This window comes from Pseudomonas sp. FP818 (assembly GCF_030687335.1).
Lineage (GTDB): Bacteria > Pseudomonadota > Gammaproteobacteria > Pseudomonadales > Pseudomonadaceae > Aquipseudomonas > Aquipseudomonas shahriarae.
Genome location: NZ_CP117427.1, coordinates 3,723,841 through 3,739,776, shown reverse-complemented (window position 1 = coordinate 3,739,776; position 15,936 = coordinate 3,723,841). Strand labels below are relative to the sequence as shown.

Annotated in this window: 28 protein-coding genes; 13 read left to right on the top strand and 15 right to left on the bottom strand. The window is 58.4% G+C overall.

Going from position 1 to position 15,936, the window contains the following annotated elements:
* Positions 1-23 precede the first annotated feature (23 nt).
* From PSH80_RS16785 to PSH80_RS16730, 12 genes are all read right to left on the bottom strand, one after another.
* Positions 24-1,283, bottom strand: a complete 1,260-nt coding sequence (locus PSH80_RS16785) for an RNA-directed DNA polymerase (RefSeq protein WP_305417589.1) — start codon at positions 1,281-1,283, stop codon at positions 24-26.
* A 211-nt stretch (positions 1,284-1,494) separates the two neighbouring features.
* On the bottom strand, positions 1,495-1,851 hold the full coding sequence (locus tag PSH80_RS16780) for a four helix bundle protein (RefSeq protein WP_092235990.1): 357 nt from the start codon (positions 1,849-1,851) through the stop codon (positions 1,495-1,497).
* Between the two features lie 54 nt (positions 1,852-1,905).
* Positions 1,906-2,526: a DUF1566 domain-containing protein gene (locus PSH80_RS16775; RefSeq protein ID WP_305417587.1), complete on the bottom strand. Its 621-nt coding sequence runs from the start codon at positions 2,524-2,526 to the stop codon at positions 1,906-1,908.
* A gap of 79 nt (positions 2,527-2,605) precedes the next feature.
* Entirely contained in the window at positions 2,606-3,217 is a 612-nt protein-coding gene (locus tag PSH80_RS16770; RefSeq protein WP_305417585.1) for a DUF1566 domain-containing protein, read from the bottom strand.
* Between the two features lie 57 nt (positions 3,218-3,274).
* A complete protein-coding gene (locus PSH80_RS16765) occupies positions 3,275-3,604 on the bottom strand; it encodes a hypothetical protein (protein WP_305417583.1) in 330 nt (109 codons plus the stop codon).
* 69 nt (positions 3,605-3,673) lie between these two features.
* Positions 3,674-4,144, bottom strand: a complete 471-nt coding sequence (locus tag PSH80_RS16760) for a hypothetical protein (RefSeq protein WP_305417581.1) — start codon at positions 4,142-4,144, stop codon at positions 3,674-3,676.
* Positions 4,141-4,689, bottom strand: coding sequence for a hypothetical protein (locus PSH80_RS16755; protein WP_305417579.1), 549 nt, complete (start codon positions 4,687-4,689; stop codon positions 4,141-4,143). Before PSH80_RS16755 ends, PSH80_RS16760 begins: the two co-directional genes overlap by 4 nt.
* Complete coding sequence (locus tag PSH80_RS16750; RefSeq protein WP_305417577.1) at positions 4,686-5,552, bottom strand: ATP-binding protein; 867 nt, start codon at positions 5,550-5,552, stop codon at positions 4,686-4,688. Before PSH80_RS16750 ends, PSH80_RS16755 begins: the two co-directional genes overlap by 4 nt.
* A 10-nt stretch (positions 5,553-5,562) precedes the next feature.
* Positions 5,563-5,709: a hypothetical protein gene (locus tag PSH80_RS16745; protein WP_305417576.1), complete on the bottom strand. Its 147-nt coding sequence runs from the start codon at positions 5,707-5,709 to the stop codon at positions 5,563-5,565.
* Positions 5,710-5,717: 8 nt separating this feature from the next.
* A complete protein-coding gene (locus PSH80_RS16740) occupies positions 5,718-6,794 on the bottom strand; it encodes a hypothetical protein (RefSeq protein WP_305417574.1) in 1,077 nt (358 codons plus the stop codon).
* A gap of 51 nt (positions 6,795-6,845) precedes the next feature.
* The gene (locus PSH80_RS16735; protein ID WP_305417572.1) at positions 6,846-7,073 is read right to left on the bottom strand and encodes a hypothetical protein; all 228 of its coding nucleotides are present in this window, start codon (positions 7,071-7,073) and stop codon (positions 6,846-6,848) included.
* The gene (locus PSH80_RS16730) at positions 7,073-7,300 is read right to left on the bottom strand and encodes a hypothetical protein (protein ID WP_305417570.1); all 228 of its coding nucleotides are present in this window, start codon (positions 7,298-7,300) and stop codon (positions 7,073-7,075) included. The genes PSH80_RS16735 and PSH80_RS16730 overlap by 1 nt, the downstream gene beginning before the upstream one ends.
* Here PSH80_RS16730 and PSH80_RS16725 point away from each other — a divergent pair.
* Complete coding sequence (locus PSH80_RS16725) at positions 7,299-7,526, top strand: hypothetical protein (RefSeq protein WP_305417569.1); 228 nt, start codon at positions 7,299-7,301, stop codon at positions 7,524-7,526. The two genes, PSH80_RS16730 and PSH80_RS16725, sit on opposite strands and share 2 nt — an antisense overlap.
* A gap of 416 nt (positions 7,527-7,942) precedes the next feature.
* Here the strand turns inward: PSH80_RS16725 and PSH80_RS16720 are convergent, their stop codons facing one another.
* From PSH80_RS16720 to PSH80_RS16710, 3 genes are all read right to left on the bottom strand, one after another.
* A complete protein-coding gene (locus PSH80_RS16720; RefSeq protein ID WP_305417568.1) occupies positions 7,943-8,185 on the bottom strand; it encodes a hypothetical protein in 243 nt (80 codons plus the stop codon).
* A 229-nt stretch (positions 8,186-8,414) separates the two neighbouring features.
* On the bottom strand, positions 8,415-8,654 hold the full coding sequence (locus PSH80_RS16715; protein WP_305417567.1) for a hypothetical protein: 240 nt from the start codon (positions 8,652-8,654) through the stop codon (positions 8,415-8,417).
* Between the two features lie 755 nt (positions 8,655-9,409).
* Complete coding sequence (locus PSH80_RS16710; protein WP_305417566.1) at positions 9,410-10,135, bottom strand: S24 family peptidase; 726 nt, start codon at positions 10,133-10,135, stop codon at positions 9,410-9,412.
* Positions 10,136-10,244: 109 nt separating this feature from the next.
* Here PSH80_RS16710 and PSH80_RS16705 point away from each other — a divergent pair, with 109 nt between their 5' ends.
* Genes PSH80_RS16705 through PSH80_RS16650 form a run of 12 tightly spaced genes read left to right on the top strand, consistent with a single transcriptional unit; the run spans position 10,245 to position 15,931 of the window.
* Positions 10,245-10,472 carry a helix-turn-helix transcriptional regulator gene (locus tag PSH80_RS16705; RefSeq protein WP_198865701.1) on the top strand — a complete coding sequence of 76 codons (228 nt, stop codon included), beginning with the start codon at positions 10,245-10,247 and terminating at the stop codon, positions 10,470-10,472.
* A 29-nt stretch (positions 10,473-10,501) separates the two neighbouring features.
* Positions 10,502-10,696 (top strand): hypothetical protein, encoded by a 195-nt coding sequence (locus PSH80_RS16700; protein WP_040267807.1) that lies wholly within the window; start codon positions 10,502-10,504, stop codon positions 10,694-10,696.
* Positions 10,697-10,715: 19 nt separating this feature from the next.
* Positions 10,716-10,961, top strand: a complete 246-nt coding sequence (locus PSH80_RS16695) for a hypothetical protein (protein ID WP_305417565.1) — start codon at positions 10,716-10,718, stop codon at positions 10,959-10,961.
* Positions 10,958-11,716: a GIY-YIG nuclease family protein gene (locus PSH80_RS16690; RefSeq protein WP_305417564.1), complete on the top strand. Its 759-nt coding sequence runs from the start codon at positions 10,958-10,960 to the stop codon at positions 11,714-11,716. The genes PSH80_RS16695 and PSH80_RS16690 overlap by 4 nt, the downstream gene beginning before the upstream one ends.
* Complete coding sequence (locus PSH80_RS16685) at positions 11,716-12,636, top strand: hypothetical protein (protein WP_305417563.1); 921 nt, start codon at positions 11,716-11,718, stop codon at positions 12,634-12,636. The genes PSH80_RS16690 and PSH80_RS16685 overlap by 1 nt, the downstream gene beginning before the upstream one ends.
* Positions 12,611-13,387 carry a hypothetical protein gene (locus PSH80_RS16680; RefSeq protein WP_305417562.1) on the top strand — a complete coding sequence of 259 codons (777 nt, stop codon included), beginning with the start codon at positions 12,611-12,613 and terminating at the stop codon, positions 13,385-13,387. The genes PSH80_RS16685 and PSH80_RS16680 overlap by 26 nt, the downstream gene beginning before the upstream one ends.
* The gene (locus PSH80_RS16675) at positions 13,384-13,848 is read left to right on the top strand and encodes a hypothetical protein (protein WP_305417561.1); all 465 of its coding nucleotides are present in this window, start codon (positions 13,384-13,386) and stop codon (positions 13,846-13,848) included. Before PSH80_RS16680 ends, PSH80_RS16675 begins: the two co-directional genes overlap by 4 nt.
* The gene (locus PSH80_RS16670; RefSeq protein WP_305417560.1) at positions 13,845-14,081 is read left to right on the top strand and encodes a hypothetical protein; all 237 of its coding nucleotides are present in this window, start codon (positions 13,845-13,847) and stop codon (positions 14,079-14,081) included. Before PSH80_RS16675 ends, PSH80_RS16670 begins: the two co-directional genes overlap by 4 nt.
* Complete coding sequence (locus PSH80_RS16665; RefSeq protein WP_305417559.1) at positions 14,078-14,494, top strand: recombination protein NinB; 417 nt, start codon at positions 14,078-14,080, stop codon at positions 14,492-14,494. Before PSH80_RS16670 ends, PSH80_RS16665 begins: the two co-directional genes overlap by 4 nt.
* A complete protein-coding gene (locus PSH80_RS16660; protein WP_060765658.1) occupies positions 14,494-14,745 on the top strand; it encodes a hypothetical protein in 252 nt (83 codons plus the stop codon). The genes PSH80_RS16665 and PSH80_RS16660 overlap by 1 nt, the downstream gene beginning before the upstream one ends.
* Positions 14,742-15,332, top strand: a complete 591-nt coding sequence (locus PSH80_RS16655; RefSeq protein WP_305417558.1) for a recombination protein NinG — start codon at positions 14,742-14,744, stop codon at positions 15,330-15,332. The genes PSH80_RS16660 and PSH80_RS16655 overlap by 4 nt, the downstream gene beginning before the upstream one ends.
* Positions 15,329-15,931: a hypothetical protein gene (locus tag PSH80_RS16650; protein ID WP_262381556.1), complete on the top strand. Its 603-nt coding sequence runs from the start codon at positions 15,329-15,331 to the stop codon at positions 15,929-15,931. The genes PSH80_RS16655 and PSH80_RS16650 overlap by 4 nt, the downstream gene beginning before the upstream one ends.
* Positions 15,932-15,936 lie beyond the last annotated feature (5 nt).

The window sequence follows — 15,936 nt, the reverse complement described above, 5'->3', positions numbered from 1 at the left end:
AGGCGATGAGGTGGTTCGGCTACTCAGCCTCCCCGAGGAAAGGCTTGAGGTTGAGGTGCGCCTGGGGCTAAAGCTGATTGCTGACCTTGCGCGGTGGCGTGATCTCGCCTACGGGCCGGAGCATCGCACTTCTGGCAAGTCTTCGTCAGCGCTGCGTTGACCGTATTGCCGCGCTTCAGCACGACGTTTGCCAGTGCTGCGCGGTCTTTCTCGCTGTGGCTGGCCTGGCTGAGTAGGCCGAAGTAGCTGTTGGCGGTCTCGCGCAGATCCTCTGCCGGTGCTGCGGCCGTTCGCTTCAGTGCTTGAGCCAGTGACCGCTTGCGGGTGGTGCGCCGCCAGGGCTTGATCACATGCCCGACGAAGTCCACGCCGCGATCCACGGGTTGCAGGATGGTCTTGGTCGGGTTGAGCTTGGCGCCGAGCCTGGGCAAGAACGCTTCCACCTCGGCCAGCCACTGGTTGAGCTGCTGCGGCGACTCATGCAGGAACACGAAGTCGTCGACGTACCGGATGTAGTGCTTGGCCCGCAGCTGGTGCTTGGCGAACTGGTCGAGAGCGTCCAGGTAGACGTTTGCAAAGAACTGCGATGATAGGTTGCCGATCGGCAGGCCGAGGTGCGCGGGCTGCGCAACCAGCCGCTTGTGTTGCGGCACCCGGTTGAACAGGTGGGCTGGGCTGCGCGTCTCGTAGTTCTCTCGTGGGTCGTGCATGAGGATATGCGTGGCCAGGGCCAGCCACCACGGTTCCGTGATCTTGGCAGCCAGTTGCTTGCGCAGCACCGCCTTGTCAATGGCTACAAAGAAGTTGGCCAGGTCGCACTTGAGGTAGAAGATCGGCTTTGACCAGTTTTCGCTGGCGCTGCGGATCTTCGACTCAAGCCGGGTTGCGGCGTACAGCGTGCCGCGCCCTGGAATGCATGCACAACTGTCCGCTATGAAGCTGGCGTAGAAGCGCGGGGCCACATGGTTGTACAGCAGGTGGTGGACGACGCGGTCCCGAAAGTCTGCCGCCCAGACTTCCCGGGCTTTCGGTCGGGTGACCACGAAACAGATGGATCGGCCTGGCCGGTATGTGCCGGCAATCAGGTCGTCGTGCAGTTGGATCAGGTTCCGCTCCAGGTCTATCTCGAAAGCCAGCGCGCTGTCGCTGTTGCGCTTGGTACGCCGGCAGTCGTAGTAAGCCTGGACCAGATCCTGAAACGGGTAGGGGCCCAAAGTCGAATCTGCGGACGGGGCGGACACGGAGCTCGTTGTTCTTGTCGTTGTTGTTCTGATTGCCATCATCGAAGTTCATGTTGAATGCGTTGTTGGCTGAGCGCTGCGACCTATCGTGCTATCTACGTCGCCAGGCCGAAGGCAGAGCCGATCAGCAAGGAAACTGCGCAAGACCTGCCCGGACGCTTTAGACCGGCGGTATCTCTTGTGCGCATGGCGGTGACCCAGGGGTCAGCGGCACGACCAGATTCAATTCGCACAGACCAGAAAGCCGTAACCTTCAGGTAGCGGGCGCGGTTGGGGTGGAGCGTTTCCAGGCGTTTGCTTGCTTGCCTATTGAGGCCGTTACCTCAATTGCCTGGGCGTGTTGCGGGATGCTGATGAAGCGGTTGTCTTTGAAGAGTCGCATCAGGAACTCGACCACTTGCACTTTCTCGACCAGCAGGGTCAGGTGTGGCCGCTTGTCCTGAGTTGCGTTGGCACGGGCAATCAGCATCAGCACTTCGATGCATTCGTCGATCACTCGCTTGCCGAGTGACTGCTTCAGGTCGCGGGGGATGTTCCGGGTCATCGTTGTGGCCATGTGCAGCAGCCCCATTGAAGCCTTGTAGATCGCAAGTTCCGTATGCATTGCCATGTGGCTCGCTCTCCAAGAGCAACCGGCCGCAAGCGGCCGGATTAAATAAGCGAATTAATCAATAAATTCGCTGCGGACGGGGCGGACACGGAGCTCGTTGAACTTGCCGAGGCTGGTCTGACCGCCATCATCGAAGAGCATGAAGAATGCGCTGAGGGCTGAGCGCTGCGAACTCGACCAGTACCAGGTGTCGCGGAACGCTTCAGCGCCGCCTTCCTGGAACGCGGTGTGGATGGTCTGCACCGGTTCTTCTTCACTGTACAGCAGGCCTACAGGCTCGCTGTTTGGGTTGTCGCCATTGCGCGAATTCGCCCAGTTCTCTTCGGTGGTCGGCTTGAAGTGGCGGTACTGCAGCTCCTGCACATCGCGCGCCGGGATCGCCCAGTCGCTGTAACCGCCAATGCTCAGGGACTGCATCTTCGCTGCAAGCTCGCTGCCCGCCGCCGCCATTGCCTGGGTGTTGGCCAGGCTATCGGTGAAGCTGTCGGCACCTTCGATCTTGACGCCGTACTCGCCCCACTTGCCGACCAGTTCATGTTCGGCGCCGGCGGTGATGTGCAGGGAGCGCTTGCCGGTGGCCGGGTCGCGGGTAATGCCGGTGACGAAACCGCCGCCGTAGGCCTGACCGATTGCGGGGGTGGTTACTGCTGGTGCTGCTTTCTCAACTGCGGACATGATGCTTCCTCTTTTCGAAGGCAACAAAAAAGGCGCTGTGCGCCCTGGTGTGCCGGATCAAGAACGAATGGTTAAAGGATCAAATAAACAATCTGCGGACGGGGCGGACACGGAGCTCGTCGTCCTTGGCGTCGTAGTCCTGATTGCCACCATCGAAGTACATGTAGAAGGCGTAGTAGGCTGAGCGCTGCGAACTCGACCAGTAGTAGCAATCCTGGGCGAACACCTCAGGGCAGTTCAGCCAGCCCTGATACAGCTCTGCGGCGGCCGGCAAGTAGAAGTCATGATGACCATCAGCCTGGTACTCGGCGCAGGCATCGGCAGCGGGATGTTTTCGCTCGTCGTCGTTTCCGATCAGCACTTGGGTGTTGATGTAGCCGTCAGTCTTGCTGAGGCCTTTCACCTCGACTCCACGACCGCCCCACTCGTGGTCGCCAACGTCCTTGGCGGCGATGATCAGGTAGTGCTCTGGCACGTCACCGCGGGCATGAACGAAACCGCCATTGAGCCCGCCCTGGCCAGGCCACGGTTGGCCGATTTCCGGAATAGTGGAAGGCGCTACCGGTTGAACGTTCGCCGCCGGCGGAAGCACCTGGGCGAACACGCTGGCAATCGCCAGTTTTGCCAGGGCACTGGATGGCATCTTGATAGACACGTCGCCGTGCTTCAGGGTGATCATTTCGGTTTTCATGCGGTTACCTCAGATAGGCGCCGCCCTCCGGTTACCGGATGCAGCGAGTAGGGTTGGTTACGCGGGCTCGATGATCTCGTCGCCCGGGTCTTTCTGGATGGCGAGCAGGCTTTTATTGCGGAATTCCCGCGCCACGTTTTGCGATATCTCGATTTCGTGGCGCGGAGGATTCAGCAACGGCTGGCACTTCGCAGAGCCCATGGCGTGCAGGTGATGAATCATCAGAGTCATCGCCTCGCCCTGCTCAGTAATGCCTGACCACTCCATCAGATCGGCCAGGGCCTGCCGAGTGCCGGGGCGAACCCTGAGCCTCAACTCTTCTTCGGCAAGTGCCACACGCTTCCTGGCAGACTTGGCCGAGCGTTCTTTCTGCGTTACTGCTGCCATGGCCTACCTCTTCTATTCCGCTGGCCGGCAGTGCGAGCCAGGTTTGACGTTTGCGTTGCTGGGTGCGGGCTATGCGGCGCATGAATCGACCTTTACCTGATGCCAGGCGCCGACGGCTTCAAAGATCCGCGCGGCGTGCGCCTCATCCATCGAAATCGCTTCGGGTATGGCGATCCAGCCCGAAGCCACCATCTGGCTTTGATTGGCCTCAGCGCGCAGCTTCATGTAGCAATGCTCGATCACGTCTTCCAGATGGTCGGAGAGGTAGACGCCATCGGGCGCCAGCTCCACCGACTTGCTGTAGCGGTCGCCGCGGGCGTCAATGCACATGGCGCTCATGTAGATCGTCCAGCGGTGGGGAATACCGCACACGGCCTGGCCGATCTTCCCCGGCGCGATGTTCTTGAGAGACTTGTAGTTGATCATGCCCTGGCGTCCGCTGGGATCGATGTTCACCACTGCGACGTGGTTTGAGGTCAGCAGGGACCGGCATGACCGGGCAATGCGCGCCTGGAGGTTATGGGGCTTGCGCTTGCTCATGATTCCTCCGAAGGCTTTGGTTTGGTCCAGCGCTTTGGATAGACAAAGTCGTAATCCGTCTCAAGCCGACCAAGTAGTTTTGCGGATATTTCTACCTGAATACATGCCATTCGCCTGGACAATCCGACATCCCGAAGCGCTGAAAGACGCTCTATCAGCTTCAAGTCGTTTTCGCGATCAATACACCTACTCTGGAATACGAACTCGCCCTCGAAAGAGGCGCGGCGCATAGTTGATTCAGACCTACCAGTAGCTGCCATGGCTTGATCGATGCTCATCGTTTTGGCCATTTCCCTGATAGACGATACGAACTCCATCCGCTCGTTGAATTGTTCGTAGTAGAAGGATGATTTGCTTTTGTGGCTCTTTACTGGATCATCCTTCAGTCTTGGCGGTGGCTCATGCCGCGCTGGTGGCGGCTTAAAGTTCGGCCCCTCCAGCACCTGAATAGTCCCTCCACTGCTCAAGAAGGCTTCGCGCTGCATTGCCAGTTCGTTGGATGCGCCACGCAGGCGCTCTACTTCGTTATGGAGGATGCTGATCATGCTGACTCCTTTGCTCTGCTGAGCTCAGCCTTGCGGATCTCCTTTGCAGAGACCAATGCAGGCTTAAGGTTGTCGAAGCTGTGGACGATTACGCGCCCAGCGTTGTATGCGGACTCCAGTGCCGCCATGTCGGCTGCCTGCCTGATGTCGGCGATCGCATCAACCAGCAGCTCCTTGGCGCGATCTTCCGGACTTATTCCGGAGTTCAACCAGTTCAGTAGGCGCTTGCCTGTGTCCTCACTGATCAGCTCAGGCTGGTCGAACAGCTTCGTTCTGTCCTTGCTTGCCGTAGCCGTGTGCCCGTCGTGGGTCAGGTCCAGAACCACGGTGAATTCGTAGTCGGTGCCGTCGCGCTGCTCGGACTTCATGCCCAACTTTAGGATCTTTTTTCCCTCGCCCTGAACCGTCTCCGTCTTGCTGCGCATCGTGCAGATGATGTGCATCGAGCTCGTGAGGATTTTGTCCGTCAGCTTCCGGTGGCGCGGCGTGGTCTCGTTCCACGCCGCCCAGGTGTTGCCCCGAAACTTCTGGTGGGCCACTGTCTCGTTCTGCTCCAGGCAGCCCCCTGAGCCTGTCCACTCATGCGAATAGCTGTCAATGATCAGCGTGTCGTAGCCGGCCTGTTCGGCTGCCACGATCGCCTCGATGTAACGCTCAGGCGAGTACGGCGCGTGCAGCTCCATCGCGTCGAAGTCGACCAAGTCGGCGTACAGCGATGCACTGCCGTGTTCGGTGTCGATCACGGCGATACGCCCGCCAAGACCCTGAGCCAGGAGCAGAGCGGAGTATGTTTTGCCAGATCCAGATGGCCCAGCAAGTGCCAGCCGTAGCTTGGCCTGCTTGCGTTCGGCTTTCTTGAACATTTGAGTTTCCTCAGATTGGTTGGTTGTCCCACTGCCGCTGGATGCGGCGGGCTTCGTCTTCGTACTCTTTACGCTGCTCGCCAGTGAACTGATCAGGCGAGAAGGCACCGACCATCCTCCAGTCGAGCTGGGCGGCCAATTTTGGTGATGTGGTCATGGCTGGCCTCAGTAGGCGATGGATACTGATGGGATCTTGCGTTGCGCGATCAGCGTGACTGCCTGCTTGGCGCAAGCCTCGGGCATTCCTCCAGCAATGAATGCTTCCAAAGCAGCTCGATTGATCTTTGCTTGATGAGCCTTGTCAGCCTCGCGGGCTGCTGCCTGGCGCAGGATATCGTCGGCAGCAGCGTCGGCGCGTGCCTGCTCGGCAATGCGTGCCTGCTCTACCGCCTCCTCCTGGCGCTTAATGGCTGCGATGCGCTCTTGCTCGGCGCGCTGTTCAGCGGCAACACGGCTTGCTTCTGCCTGGGCTGCTGCTGTTCGTGCTTGTTCTGCCTGCAGTTCCAGTTGCAGGCGCTGGCGTTCTGCTGCGTCACGCTCTGCTTGTGCGCGCTCTTCTGCCTGGCGCTGGGCCTGCTCAGCCGCTACCCGCGCAATCTCTGTGTCGCGGTCGCGCTGGGCCTGAGCCTCTGCCTCGGCACGCAGGCGGACCAGTTCGGCCTGCTCGGCTTCATACTGTGCGCGCTCGGCCAGTAGGGCGCGCAGCTTTGCCAGCGTCTCGTCCTTCACCTGGGCGGCCTCTGGCAAGAACTCTTCCCATGTATCGTTGATCTCTACGGCTTCAAGATCGGCAATGAATTGGGCGACATGGGCGGCAGTCGGGGTTGCCTCGAAAACGGTCATATCCTTGATAGCCTGGATGCCGTCAACGTGCTTATCTTTGCGTGCCTGCTCGGCGGCTTCCCAGTCAGTCAGCGGCTTGCGAACTTCCTCTTGCCACGCGCTCAGCAGCTCACGAACGCGCTTGCGCTCGGCGTCGATCTTCTTCGGGATATCCTTCAGCTCTGCAACAAGCTCTTTGCCCAGGCTGTCGAGTTTCGTTTTTGATCCCGCCAGGCTGTAAGCAATTGAGCGATACGCGTCTTGGCCCTTTTTTGTTTTAACGTCAGGTGCCGAGGCGTTGAACTTGTCGATCTCTTCCCGGACGCTTTGTAGGTACGGGTCGAGGCCGTTGGTGGCGCTGAATACCGCCAGGGCTACTTCTTTAGCTGGCAGGATCGCCAGTTGCTGTTCTGCGGACATGGGGATTCCTTGCCGCGATGCTCGCAGCGATTGAAAAGTAATGGTCAGGGTTTATGCGGCAGTGGTTCTGGATGCGTTGTAGCTGGCGTAGATCTTGTCGATGCGCGCTTGGTAGTGCCGATGCTCGGCTTCATCAATGGCTCGCAGCATGAATGCCAAAGTGATGGAGGACCGAGCTGCTGAGCTGGCTCCTGGCTTTCCAAGATCGCGAATCATGTTTTCGATCTCGGAGTCTATCCAGCCCACGGCCATCTGGTGGTCTCGCTGAGCAACGTTCACTATGCACCTCCTACTGTCGGGCAGATCAACTCCATCTGCGCCATGGCGGCCCCTATGCGCAGTTTTAAGCTGGCGCGCTCCTTGATCCGCCGCGCCTCACGCTCAGCAATTTCGTCTGTCGTGTATTCGTGGAACAGATCGACGTGCTGGTACTTGCCGAAGTTTGGCAAATCCCAGCACCTGTCGGATTCCCGGGCCTGGGCGCTATCCGCATAACTGGTTTGCATGACGATTCTCCAGGCGACGGGCAAGGGCACAGGCTTCGTTGTGATCTCGGCGGAACCCCACGACCTTGTCGGTCTTGCTGTCCACCACATGGAAGAAGTCACGGCCCGCAGGCTTCACTGCCATTCGGAAGGCGACCACTGGTTCAGGCCGACCAATCAGTCGGTAGAAATCAGCAGTGGCGAGACGGGAACGCTGATGCAGACCGTCGACGATGTCGCGGCGTGATTGGATGTCAGGGTGCATGGTCGCCTCCAGGGTGGCGTTATTCGGTGGCTGGTGCTGGCCGTGGCCATCTGGGCGCTTACTCACTTCACCGGCCACGATTCCCGCGATCCATCAGGTCTTACACTTGCTCATCAGCCTGGGCATTCATCTGCATCGGGGTGTGATCTGCGCGGAAGGCAAGCCCCGCTTTGCGCCTACGAGTGCGCCCCCTCAAGCCACGCTCCGGTGATTTCTCACTGCCTGGTCGTGGTCTCGCTTTCTTCCCGAGGTTGCGAACCCTCGTGTCTCGGCTATTTGCCAGCGCCTTAATGTCTGCTGGCGGTTCAGATCACACTCCGATGCAGCCTCTCCCTATACGAGTCTCCCCAAGGAAAGGATCGGGCCAATTTTCGTCTGGCTGACGTGCAAGGAGAGGGTTAGGCCGGCTCGTAAGTCGCGGCGAAAATGTCAGGCTTGCAAGGGTAAAATTCACCCTTTACGCCTTTGATGATCCAGTCCCCCTGCTGAGCGGTCATCACGCCCTCCAGGGTTTCAATCTCCAGCGTGTTGCTACCCAGATCCTGCGAGCAGCTCGGGATCAGCATCCCCTCTACAGAGGCGAAGGTGCCATCAAACTGAACGGCTTCGATTACGACTGGCTTCTTGCGGAACATTGGCATTGGTCTATCTCCGGATGGGCTTCCAAATACCTCCAGGGGGTCTAGAGGCATTTGTGAAACCAGATGGCTACCTGAATCAGCAGGGAGCCATCTGCGCACGATCCAGCTACTGGCTACGGATCGTGGTAGGTCTTCATAGGTGATTGATGCAGGGGGCGGCGTTGCGCCGTGTGGACTCATCCGCATCCCGCTGCGCACTCTGTGAATGCGCAGAAGCGATGCTGGTTTTTTAGATCATCCAGTTGGCAGCCTTGTTGTCTGGATCAAGCCAATAGAATGCATACTTCAGCCGACACCTGATTTGATTGGCTCTGGCATTGAGCGAGGCCAGAAGCTTGTTTTCATAGGATTGATAAATCCCGCAGCGATCTTGAAACACCCAATCGGATTCAATTGATCTGAACTGATCCTTGATAACTTCGAGCTCTCGTTTGAGGTCGTCGGCACCCATCTCTTTAATCTGTTGCATCGCCCTATCTCCGCGTTTATTTCCCGGATGACCCTGTCGCCAAGGTCATCGAGGAAATCTGTGGGGCCCAGGCCCGCTACTGGCGACGGCCTGGGTTTGTTGCGTCATCAGTGTTGGCCCGTTGCCCGCTGCTGATTGCAGGGCTGGCCGTTCGTCTTCGTAGGTTGGCGGTGAGCTTCCTCCCCAAGGCTTCAATCAGCATCTGTTCGCCTTGGATCACAGGTCCCTACAACATGCACGCTGCAGCTCGTTTGCCCGGTTAGGTGGGCAGGGTGCATGAGGTCCGGCGGTCCCAGCCGAAGCTATCGGGCCCGCTAATTCTTGAATTCGGTGCCTCTCCCTTCTGCCGCTGGGATTCGCGGGGCGCATTGCTTGCCGGGTCACTCACTCGGTTCTGGCGTTTCACCATCGAGCAGCCGTACAAGGTTTTCCCTGTCGTTGGCAGGCTTTCGGGCCTGTCTGCTCGCCGGTCGCCGGTAGAGGCAATGCGGTCTGTTGTTTGTTGCGCTGGCTGTTAAAGAGCGTTCGGCGTCTGCCTGGCATCGCTGCCTGTGTTGCGTCGGGTCTTGGTAGGCCCTGGCGAGTCCCTGTTGGGCGACTCGATGTAGTGAACATTACGCGCTGTAATAATCATCGTCAATACTCGATGTAATAAATTTTTGAGCTTCTGTAATAAATTACGCCAAGGCCGGGTGCCGGCCGAATTGCGGGCACAAAAAAGCCCGCTCGGTGGCGGGCCTTGTTGGCGGGTTGGGCTACTTCTTTTTCGGGGATCTGCGGACGGTTGACCACCAGAATACGCGACCAAGCATTTTGACCTCATGCCGGTATTGCTCAGCGCTCATTATCTCATCCGGGAACTCATCGGTGTTCTCGCTGCGAATGCGGATGGCGCCGCCCGGCAGCCGGTACAGATACTTCACGCGCAACATGCCCTCATGGTTGAAGGCGTAGATCTCGCCGTCGATGACTGATGTGTCAGCGCGGTCGAAGCCTATGGCGGCGCCGTCCAATATCAGCTTTTCCATGCTTTTGCCGCGAATCCTGGCCACGGCTGCGTTCTCGCACTCAACGCCTGCAGCTCGCAAGGTGGCATTGCTGAAGCGAAGCGTCCTGTCTGCGACCTCCATCACAACCGTCATACCGTCTCCGCCGGCAAATTCGACTTCTGCATAGTAGGGGATCGCGCACTCATCCTCTTCCAGAGGATCGCCATCACTCCATACCACCATATCACCCATGTGCTCAGCGTTCGCCTCAATCGGGCGCTGCTCGGGCGGGATGGCGCCGTTCTCGCGGAACATAGAGGAAAGCCCCAGGTATTCCAAAAGGGCGCTGATCTTTTCAAGTGACGGCTCACGCCGACCACCAAGCCAATGAGCGACCGCCCCCTGAGTGACGCCCATCTGCTCGGCGACCTGGTCCTGGGTTATGTCGAGTTCTTTCATTCTGGCCTTTGCCAGTTCGTACCATTTCTTCATCTACCAATCATTACGCCCTGTATACGTTCGCACCAGTCACAGTGCGTAATGCCGCTTGCGCAATAAAATTACAGAAAGTAATATCTGCGCAAGAACACGGAGAAAACCTATGTCCAACATGAAGACGATTCGCGAAAAGGTCGGTGTCACCCAGGCCGCACTGGCCAAAACGGTAGGCCTGACCCAAGGCGCTATCGCTCATTACGAGAACGAGCGCCGCAAGCCAGGCCTTGAAGAGTGCCGACGCATTGTCGACGCCCTCAATTCCAGCGGCGCCGCCGTGACCCTGGATGACGTTTTCCCGCCAATGCCTATTCCGACCCTTGAGGTCGCTTAACCCTTTCGAACAACCAAGGAGCCTCACCAATGGCATATGACGACACCCGCCACCTGAAAGACCGGGAGATCAAGTCCCGTTATGACGATGAGACGTACGAAGCGTTAAAGGCTGTTGCACGCCTGCACAAACTGCAACTGGCCGTATTTGTACGCATGTGCGTTGAGGAGAAGTTGGAAAGCATCGTCGAGCCGAATGCTACCGGTAAACACATGCAGGCCTGAAGGCCCTGAAGGAGGCTATGTGCCCGAAACCACGATCTGCCATGGGATCGATGGACGCCTCTACGAGAAGCTTGAACGTTTGGCGAAGGATGCGGGCATGACGCCCGACGAATACGCCGCAAAGCTTGGAGCAGAGCGTTTTTTCGAGAAGACCAGGCCAAGAGGCGCCGGAAAGATCCGGCATTTGCCAACAACAAGGCGAGAACCGCCGAAGCCCGGAATAGGGCCTGAAAAAGGAGGGGCTGATGAAGACCTCAACCAATGAACCCAAATCGCAGGCACAAAAAAGCCGGGGCGCAATCCCGGCTTTCTGTGCAGCACATAGCAAAAAAATCTGTGAGGCCGATTATGCATACCTCTAACACCGATGTACAGGCCCTCAATAATCCCGCGCCACATTTTTCGATATCTGAAAACGTGGCGCGCAAAGAAATCATCTCAGAAGAAATTCTCGCGATACAAGCAGGTACGGCCACGATGGCTGTTGCATACGAGTGGGCGTTTAAGTTCATGTCCCTCGCGAGCCAGAAGGTCGGATCGATTGATTTGGGTGATCTGGATCATATGGACAGAGAGCAGGCCAGGGCTGCGCTCGACGAAATAGAAACTGGTCGAGATAACTTGAGAGGCATTGCTCCGCTCTTTGAAAAATATCCATACATCGCCCAGGCCATGCGGTTTCATTGCAGTGCGCTGTTTTACGCAGAGGCAACTCTCATCCCGTTTTACATCCAGTGCAACAGGTCGTTCCTGGACCAGAAAGCATCTTCTACAAAGACGTATATCGTCCGCCATCCAATTACGGGAATGATCAAGATCGGCCGCACGAGCGATGTTCAAGGCCGAATCAAGTCTTTGCAAACTGGCGCCGGAGCCATTCTCGCAACCCTGGCAGTAATCCCAACAGATGTTGAGCAAGAGCTTCACAAGCGCTTTGACTCTCTTCGTCGCCATGGCGAATGGTTTGAGGATGTAGACGGCCTGATCAGTTCTTTTGCAAAGACACAGGAGGCTGTGTAATGGCCCGTGCTCGCAATATAAAACCCGCTCTGTTTACCAATGAGATCCTCGGCGTAGGCCATCCCCTGTGCACACTCCTGTTCCAGGGTCTTTGGCTGCTGGCAGATAAAGAGGGGCGCCTTGAGGATCGCCCTTTGCGAATCAAGGCCGAAATCTTCCCTTATCGTGAAGCTGATGTTGACGCGATGCTGCACTGGTTGGCGCACAAAGGTTTCATCGTTCGCTACAACGCTTGTGGGAAGGCGTTCATCGAGGTGTGTAACTTCACCAAGCACCAGAACCCTCACAAGAACGAGAAGGAGTCAGAAATTCCTTCTATATCAGAAGGTTGTATCACTTCCGATATCCTCGGTACTCGTTCCGAAATTATCGGTACGACTCGGGCTGATTCCCTCTCTTCTGATTCTGATCTTCTGATTCCTGATTCACTGATTCCTGATGTCCTGAACCCGGATTCAAAAACCTTGCCGGTCGCCGAAGCTCCGGCGCCGTCGAACGTCAAAGTGCTGAAGCCCAAGCCAAAGCAAAAGACCGAAGCGCAAACCGCCAACGCGAATACCTGGGACGCTTACACCATTGCCTACCTGGAGCGTTATGGCGTTGAACCTGTGCGCAACGGCAAGGTGAATGGTCAAGTCGCCCAGCTTGTGCAGCGCCTTGGAGCAGAGGAGGCCCCGGGTGTCGCCGCGTTCTACGTATCCATCAACGATTCGTTCTTCATTCGCGCCTCACATGAGTTCGGATTGCTGGTCGCGCGCGCCGAGGGAATCCGTACCCAGTGGCTCACCGGGCGCCAGGTTAACGCCGTGACGGCCCGCCAGATGGAAAACACCCAGGCGAATATCAGTGCCGCCCAGGAAGCAAGCCGCAGCATTTTGGAAGGAGGACAGGCCAATGCTTTCCTACGCCGAAACCGCTGAGCTGAGCATGGCCATCTGTGCCACCGCTGAAACCCTTGGGCAAACGCTTAGCGCTCCTGCCGCCAAGCTGATGGCCGAAGATCTTGCCGAACACGACATGGGCGTGATTGCCAATGCGCTTTGGTCCTGCCGTCGCGAGCTGACTGGCAAGCTGACATTGGCTTCGATCCTCCAGCGCGTCCAGGCCGCCGACGGTCGACCAGGCAAGGATGAGGCCTGGGCTATCGCCGTGACCACCAACGACGAATACGAAACCGTTGTCCTGACCGATGAAATCCAGCTTGCTCTGGCCGCAGCTAAACCAATCCTCGACGCCGGCGACAAGATTGGCGCCAGGATGGCCTTCATTGGTGCCTACGAGCGGTTTGTCGCTCAATCCCGAGAGGATGCCAAGCCAGTGAACTGGCACGTCTCTGTGGGCTTTGACGCAGGCCGCAGGATCCAGGCTGTAACCAAGGCCATGGAACTCAAGCGCATCCCCCGCGAACACGGCCAGAAGTACCTGGCAGACCTGAGCGTCGAGCCGGTAACCGAGGACGGCCGCGCCATTGCCGGCTTGCTGACTGGCAGCGTCACTCAGCCAGCGCCAGTGCTGCGCAAAAAGCTGGAGTTGGTCAAGAACTCGATGATGGAAATGCGGATGGCCAGCGCCGAGCGGAAGACAGAAATGCGGATTGCCGCAGCCAACGAATTGGCAGATCGCCGCGCACTGCTGATCAAGCAGGCCCAGGAATTGGAGCAGCGGACATGAGCGAAATCACCAGAGGCGCAATCGGAATGCCTTTCGAGATGGCAATGGAAAGCGAGTTGTCCCGCCGACAGTTCCACTCCATTGCCCAGGCGCTGCTGATCGAGCGCGACCGTCTCCGCGCCGAAGTCGCCGGCCTACGCACCGGCTACGAAGCCTACGAGCAGGTGAATGCTGAGCTGAAGGCTGAGGTGGGGAAGTTGCGCAATGCCGCGGCGCCGCTTGGCCCAGTAAATGGCGATCAACTTCCGGCGATCAATAGCAAGGTGCTGATCCATCTGAGCAGCTGCGATGCATGGGTCGAGCATACCGTTGTCGGCTACTACGCCTGGGAGGATCTTGGCGCCAATGAGTACCTGCACCGGGTGTTCGTCCGCGTTCGCGATGCTGACGGCTACATCAATGCGCGATTGTTGAAGGACGTGCGCAGTGCCGCCGCCCTGGGCCAGGGAGAGCAGTCATGAGCGGTATGGCAAAGAGCGTGTTCAACATGCTGGAAAAGGTGTTTGCGGCTGAAATTGAAAACCGCCTCCCATACCAGACCAAATCCAAGCTTGCCGTGGAGATGGAAGAGTTCGGCTATCTGGAACTCGGTAGCGAGCGCAAAGGCATCGTCACCGTATCGGGTTACTACCTGACGCACGCCGGGCGCCTTGCCTACTGCGAAGAGTGCCGCGACGTGGAGATTGATCAATGACCAGCCTCCAGATCCGCAACGAATCAGACCGCAGCAAGGCCATGGGCTACATCGCCGGCCTGGACCTGGCCAAGCCCAAGAAGCTGGCCATCACCGAAGTTGACCGCAGCGGGGAGCAAAACAAGGCCCTGCACGCGGCCCTGGCCGATATTGCCGCCCAGGTCGAACACGCCGGGAAGAAGTGGGACGTCCTGATCTGGAAGCGCCTGCTGACGGCCGCCTGGCTGCGCGAGTCGGGAGACCAGCCGCAAATGATACCTGCGGTGGACGGCAACGGCTTCGATGTCATCTACGAGCGCACAAGCAAGCTCACCGTCAAGCAGTGCGGCGAGTTGATCGAATGGGTTTTCGCTTTTGGCGCCGAGCACCAGGTGCGGTGGACGCAGAAGGACAACTGGGGAGGGCGGTACTGATGAGCGAAGGAATCGGAATCACCACAGAAACAAGCGTCTTCCTGTCTGTCGACAAGATCGTCAAGGAAATGGACGCAGAAGACATCGGAAGTTTTTGCAGTGCAGTCGCCCAGCGCCTGGATGGCGAATATGCGAATCGGGCCGATGCCGCAAGTGAGTTCGCCAGCGGACTGTCTGAGTTCGGTTGCCGCTTCCTCGCCGAAGTGGTGGCGAACTTCTACATGCGCGAGAAGCGGGGTGACCGCCGGTGATCGCCAAACAGCCCAAGCCCAAGACCTGCAAGAACCCAGCATGCAGGGCCTCCTTTGTCCCGCAGCGCCTCGGTCAGGCGGTGTGCAGCCCTAAGTGTGCGCTGGCCGCGGTAGAGGTGCAGAAGGCCAAGGAGAAAAAGTCGCTTGCCCAGGCCGGTCGCCGGGATATCAAGGTGCGCAAGGAGGCCCTGAAAAGTCGCGGCGATCACATGCGCGAGGCTCAGCAGGCGTTCAACGAATACATCCGCACCCGTGACCAGGCCGCCGGCCACTTCTGCATCTCCAGCGGCAAGCCTTTGGACTGGAGCGGAAACGCAGTAGATGCAGGGCATTACCGCAGCGTCGGCTCCGCGCCGCACCTGCGCTTCGATGAGCGTAACTGTCATGCCCAGAGCAAGCAGGACAACCGATTCCTCTCCGGCAACGCCGTGGACTACCGGATCGGCCTGATAGCTCGCATTGGCCAGGAGGCCGTCGATGCCCTGGAATCCGACCAGAGCGTGCGCAAGTACACCGTGGATGAGATCAAGGCCATCAAGGCTGCGTACCGGGCAAAGACCAGAGAACTGAAGAGGGCTGCAGCATGATGAAACTCAACTCGGCACGTCTGGCTTGGCATGACGCCCTCTACACGCCGTGGGATAGCCAGGGCTCGCACGTCGAGCAGATCGGCTTGCTCGGATGCTCAGTGCAGAAGACCGAAAAGTCCGTGAACAGCCGGCATGCCATGCAGCAGGCGATATCGGCGCGGATACAAAACGCCATTGCATCTCTGCCTGACGACCTGCGCGCCTTCGGCAACCACATGTACAGCCCCATCGCCACTGATGACGAGAAGGACGAGGCGGAAGACCTGTTGTTCGCCACGGCCTACCAGAACGCATCTCGAACAGGCGTGATGACGGCGGCGAAGATGATGCGCGCCAGGTATGTTTGCGCTTCAACGCTGCATCGGTACCGGCGTATCAACCAGGGTGGACAAGGGGAGGGAGACGATCCGCTGCCCACGGTTTTCAAGTTGCGGGTGTGGATATACGACACCTACGGCGTGGAGCTACCAGGTGATCAGTGGGCAAGGGATTGGGCGCCATTCGTGGAGCATTGTTTCGACGCCTGCAACTGGCTGGACAAGGAAGCACTGGTGCCGCTTTCCGGCGCAATAAAAATTATGAAAGAGGCTGCTTGACGCCA

What these genes read in the sequence shown, in the direction of transcription:
- PSH80_RS16785 (WP_305417589.1), bottom strand. Translation starts at nt 1,283, where the DNA reads ATGATGGCAATCAGAACAACAACGACAAGAACAACGAGCTCCGTGTCC.
- PSH80_RS16685 (WP_305417563.1), top strand. Translation starts at nt 11,716, where the DNA reads ATGGCCCGTGCTCGCAATATAAAACCCGCTCTGTTTACCAATGAGATC.
- PSH80_RS16765 (WP_305417583.1), bottom strand. Translation starts at nt 3,604, where the DNA reads ATGGCAGCAGTAACGCAGAAAGAACGCTCGGCCAAGTCTGCCAGGAAG.
- PSH80_RS16770 (WP_305417585.1), bottom strand. Translation starts at nt 3,217, where the DNA reads ATGAAAACCGAAATGATCACCCTGAAGCACGGCGACGTGTCTATCAAG.
- PSH80_RS16755 (WP_305417579.1), bottom strand. Translation starts at nt 4,689, where the DNA reads ATGATCAGCATCCTCCATAACGAAGTAGAGCGCCTGCGTGGCGCATCC.
- PSH80_RS16760 (WP_305417581.1), bottom strand. Translation starts at nt 4,144, where the DNA reads ATGAGCAAGCGCAAGCCCCATAACCTCCAGGCGCGCATTGCCCGGTCA.
- PSH80_RS16725 (WP_305417569.1), top strand. Translation starts at nt 7,299, where the DNA reads ATGACGATTCTCCAGGCGACGGGCAAGGGCACAGGCTTCGTTGTGATC.
- PSH80_RS16745 (WP_305417576.1), bottom strand. Translation starts at nt 5,709, where the DNA reads ATGACCACATCACCAAAATTGGCCGCCCAGCTCGACTGGAGGATGGTC.
- PSH80_RS16660 (WP_060765658.1), top strand. Translation starts at nt 14,494, where the DNA reads ATGAGCGAAGGAATCGGAATCACCACAGAAACAAGCGTCTTCCTGTCT.
- PSH80_RS16720 (WP_305417568.1), bottom strand. Translation starts at nt 8,185, where the DNA reads ATGCCAATGTTCCGCAAGAAGCCAGTCGTAATCGAAGCCGTTCAGTTT.
- PSH80_RS16680 (WP_305417562.1), top strand. Translation starts at nt 12,611, where the DNA reads ATGCTTTCCTACGCCGAAACCGCTGAGCTGAGCATGGCCATCTGTGCC.
- PSH80_RS16780 (WP_092235990.1), bottom strand. Translation starts at nt 1,851, where the DNA reads ATGGCAATGCATACGGAACTTGCGATCTACAAGGCTTCAATGGGGCTG.
- PSH80_RS16675 (WP_305417561.1), top strand. Translation starts at nt 13,384, where the DNA reads ATGAGCGAAATCACCAGAGGCGCAATCGGAATGCCTTTCGAGATGGCA.
- PSH80_RS16700 (WP_040267807.1), top strand. Translation starts at nt 10,502, where the DNA reads ATGGCATATGACGACACCCGCCACCTGAAAGACCGGGAGATCAAGTCC.
- PSH80_RS16715 (WP_305417567.1), bottom strand. Translation starts at nt 8,654, where the DNA reads ATGCAACAGATTAAAGAGATGGGTGCCGACGACCTCAAACGAGAGCTC.
- PSH80_RS16670 (WP_305417560.1), top strand. Translation starts at nt 13,845, where the DNA reads ATGAGCGGTATGGCAAAGAGCGTGTTCAACATGCTGGAAAAGGTGTTT.
- PSH80_RS16665 (WP_305417559.1), top strand. Translation starts at nt 14,078, where the DNA reads ATGACCAGCCTCCAGATCCGCAACGAATCAGACCGCAGCAAGGCCATG.
- PSH80_RS16730 (WP_305417570.1), bottom strand. Translation starts at nt 7,300, where the DNA reads ATGCAAACCAGTTATGCGGATAGCGCCCAGGCCCGGGAATCCGACAGG.
- PSH80_RS16775 (WP_305417587.1), bottom strand. Translation starts at nt 2,526, where the DNA reads ATGTCCGCAGTTGAGAAAGCAGCACCAGCAGTAACCACCCCCGCAATC.
- PSH80_RS16705 (WP_198865701.1), top strand. Translation starts at nt 10,245, where the DNA reads ATGTCCAACATGAAGACGATTCGCGAAAAGGTCGGTGTCACCCAGGCC.
- PSH80_RS16710 (WP_305417566.1), bottom strand. Translation starts at nt 10,135, where the DNA reads ATGAAGAAATGGTACGAACTGGCAAAGGCCAGAATGAAAGAACTCGAC.
- PSH80_RS16740 (WP_305417574.1), bottom strand. Translation starts at nt 6,794, where the DNA reads ATGTCCGCAGAACAGCAACTGGCGATCCTGCCAGCTAAAGAAGTAGCC.
- PSH80_RS16690 (WP_305417564.1), top strand. Translation starts at nt 10,958, where the DNA reads ATGAACCCAAATCGCAGGCACAAAAAAGCCGGGGCGCAATCCCGGCTT.
- PSH80_RS16650 (WP_262381556.1), top strand. Translation starts at nt 15,329, where the DNA reads ATGATGAAACTCAACTCGGCACGTCTGGCTTGGCATGACGCCCTCTAC.
- PSH80_RS16750 (WP_305417577.1), bottom strand. Translation starts at nt 5,552, where the DNA reads ATGTTCAAGAAAGCCGAACGCAAGCAGGCCAAGCTACGGCTGGCACTT.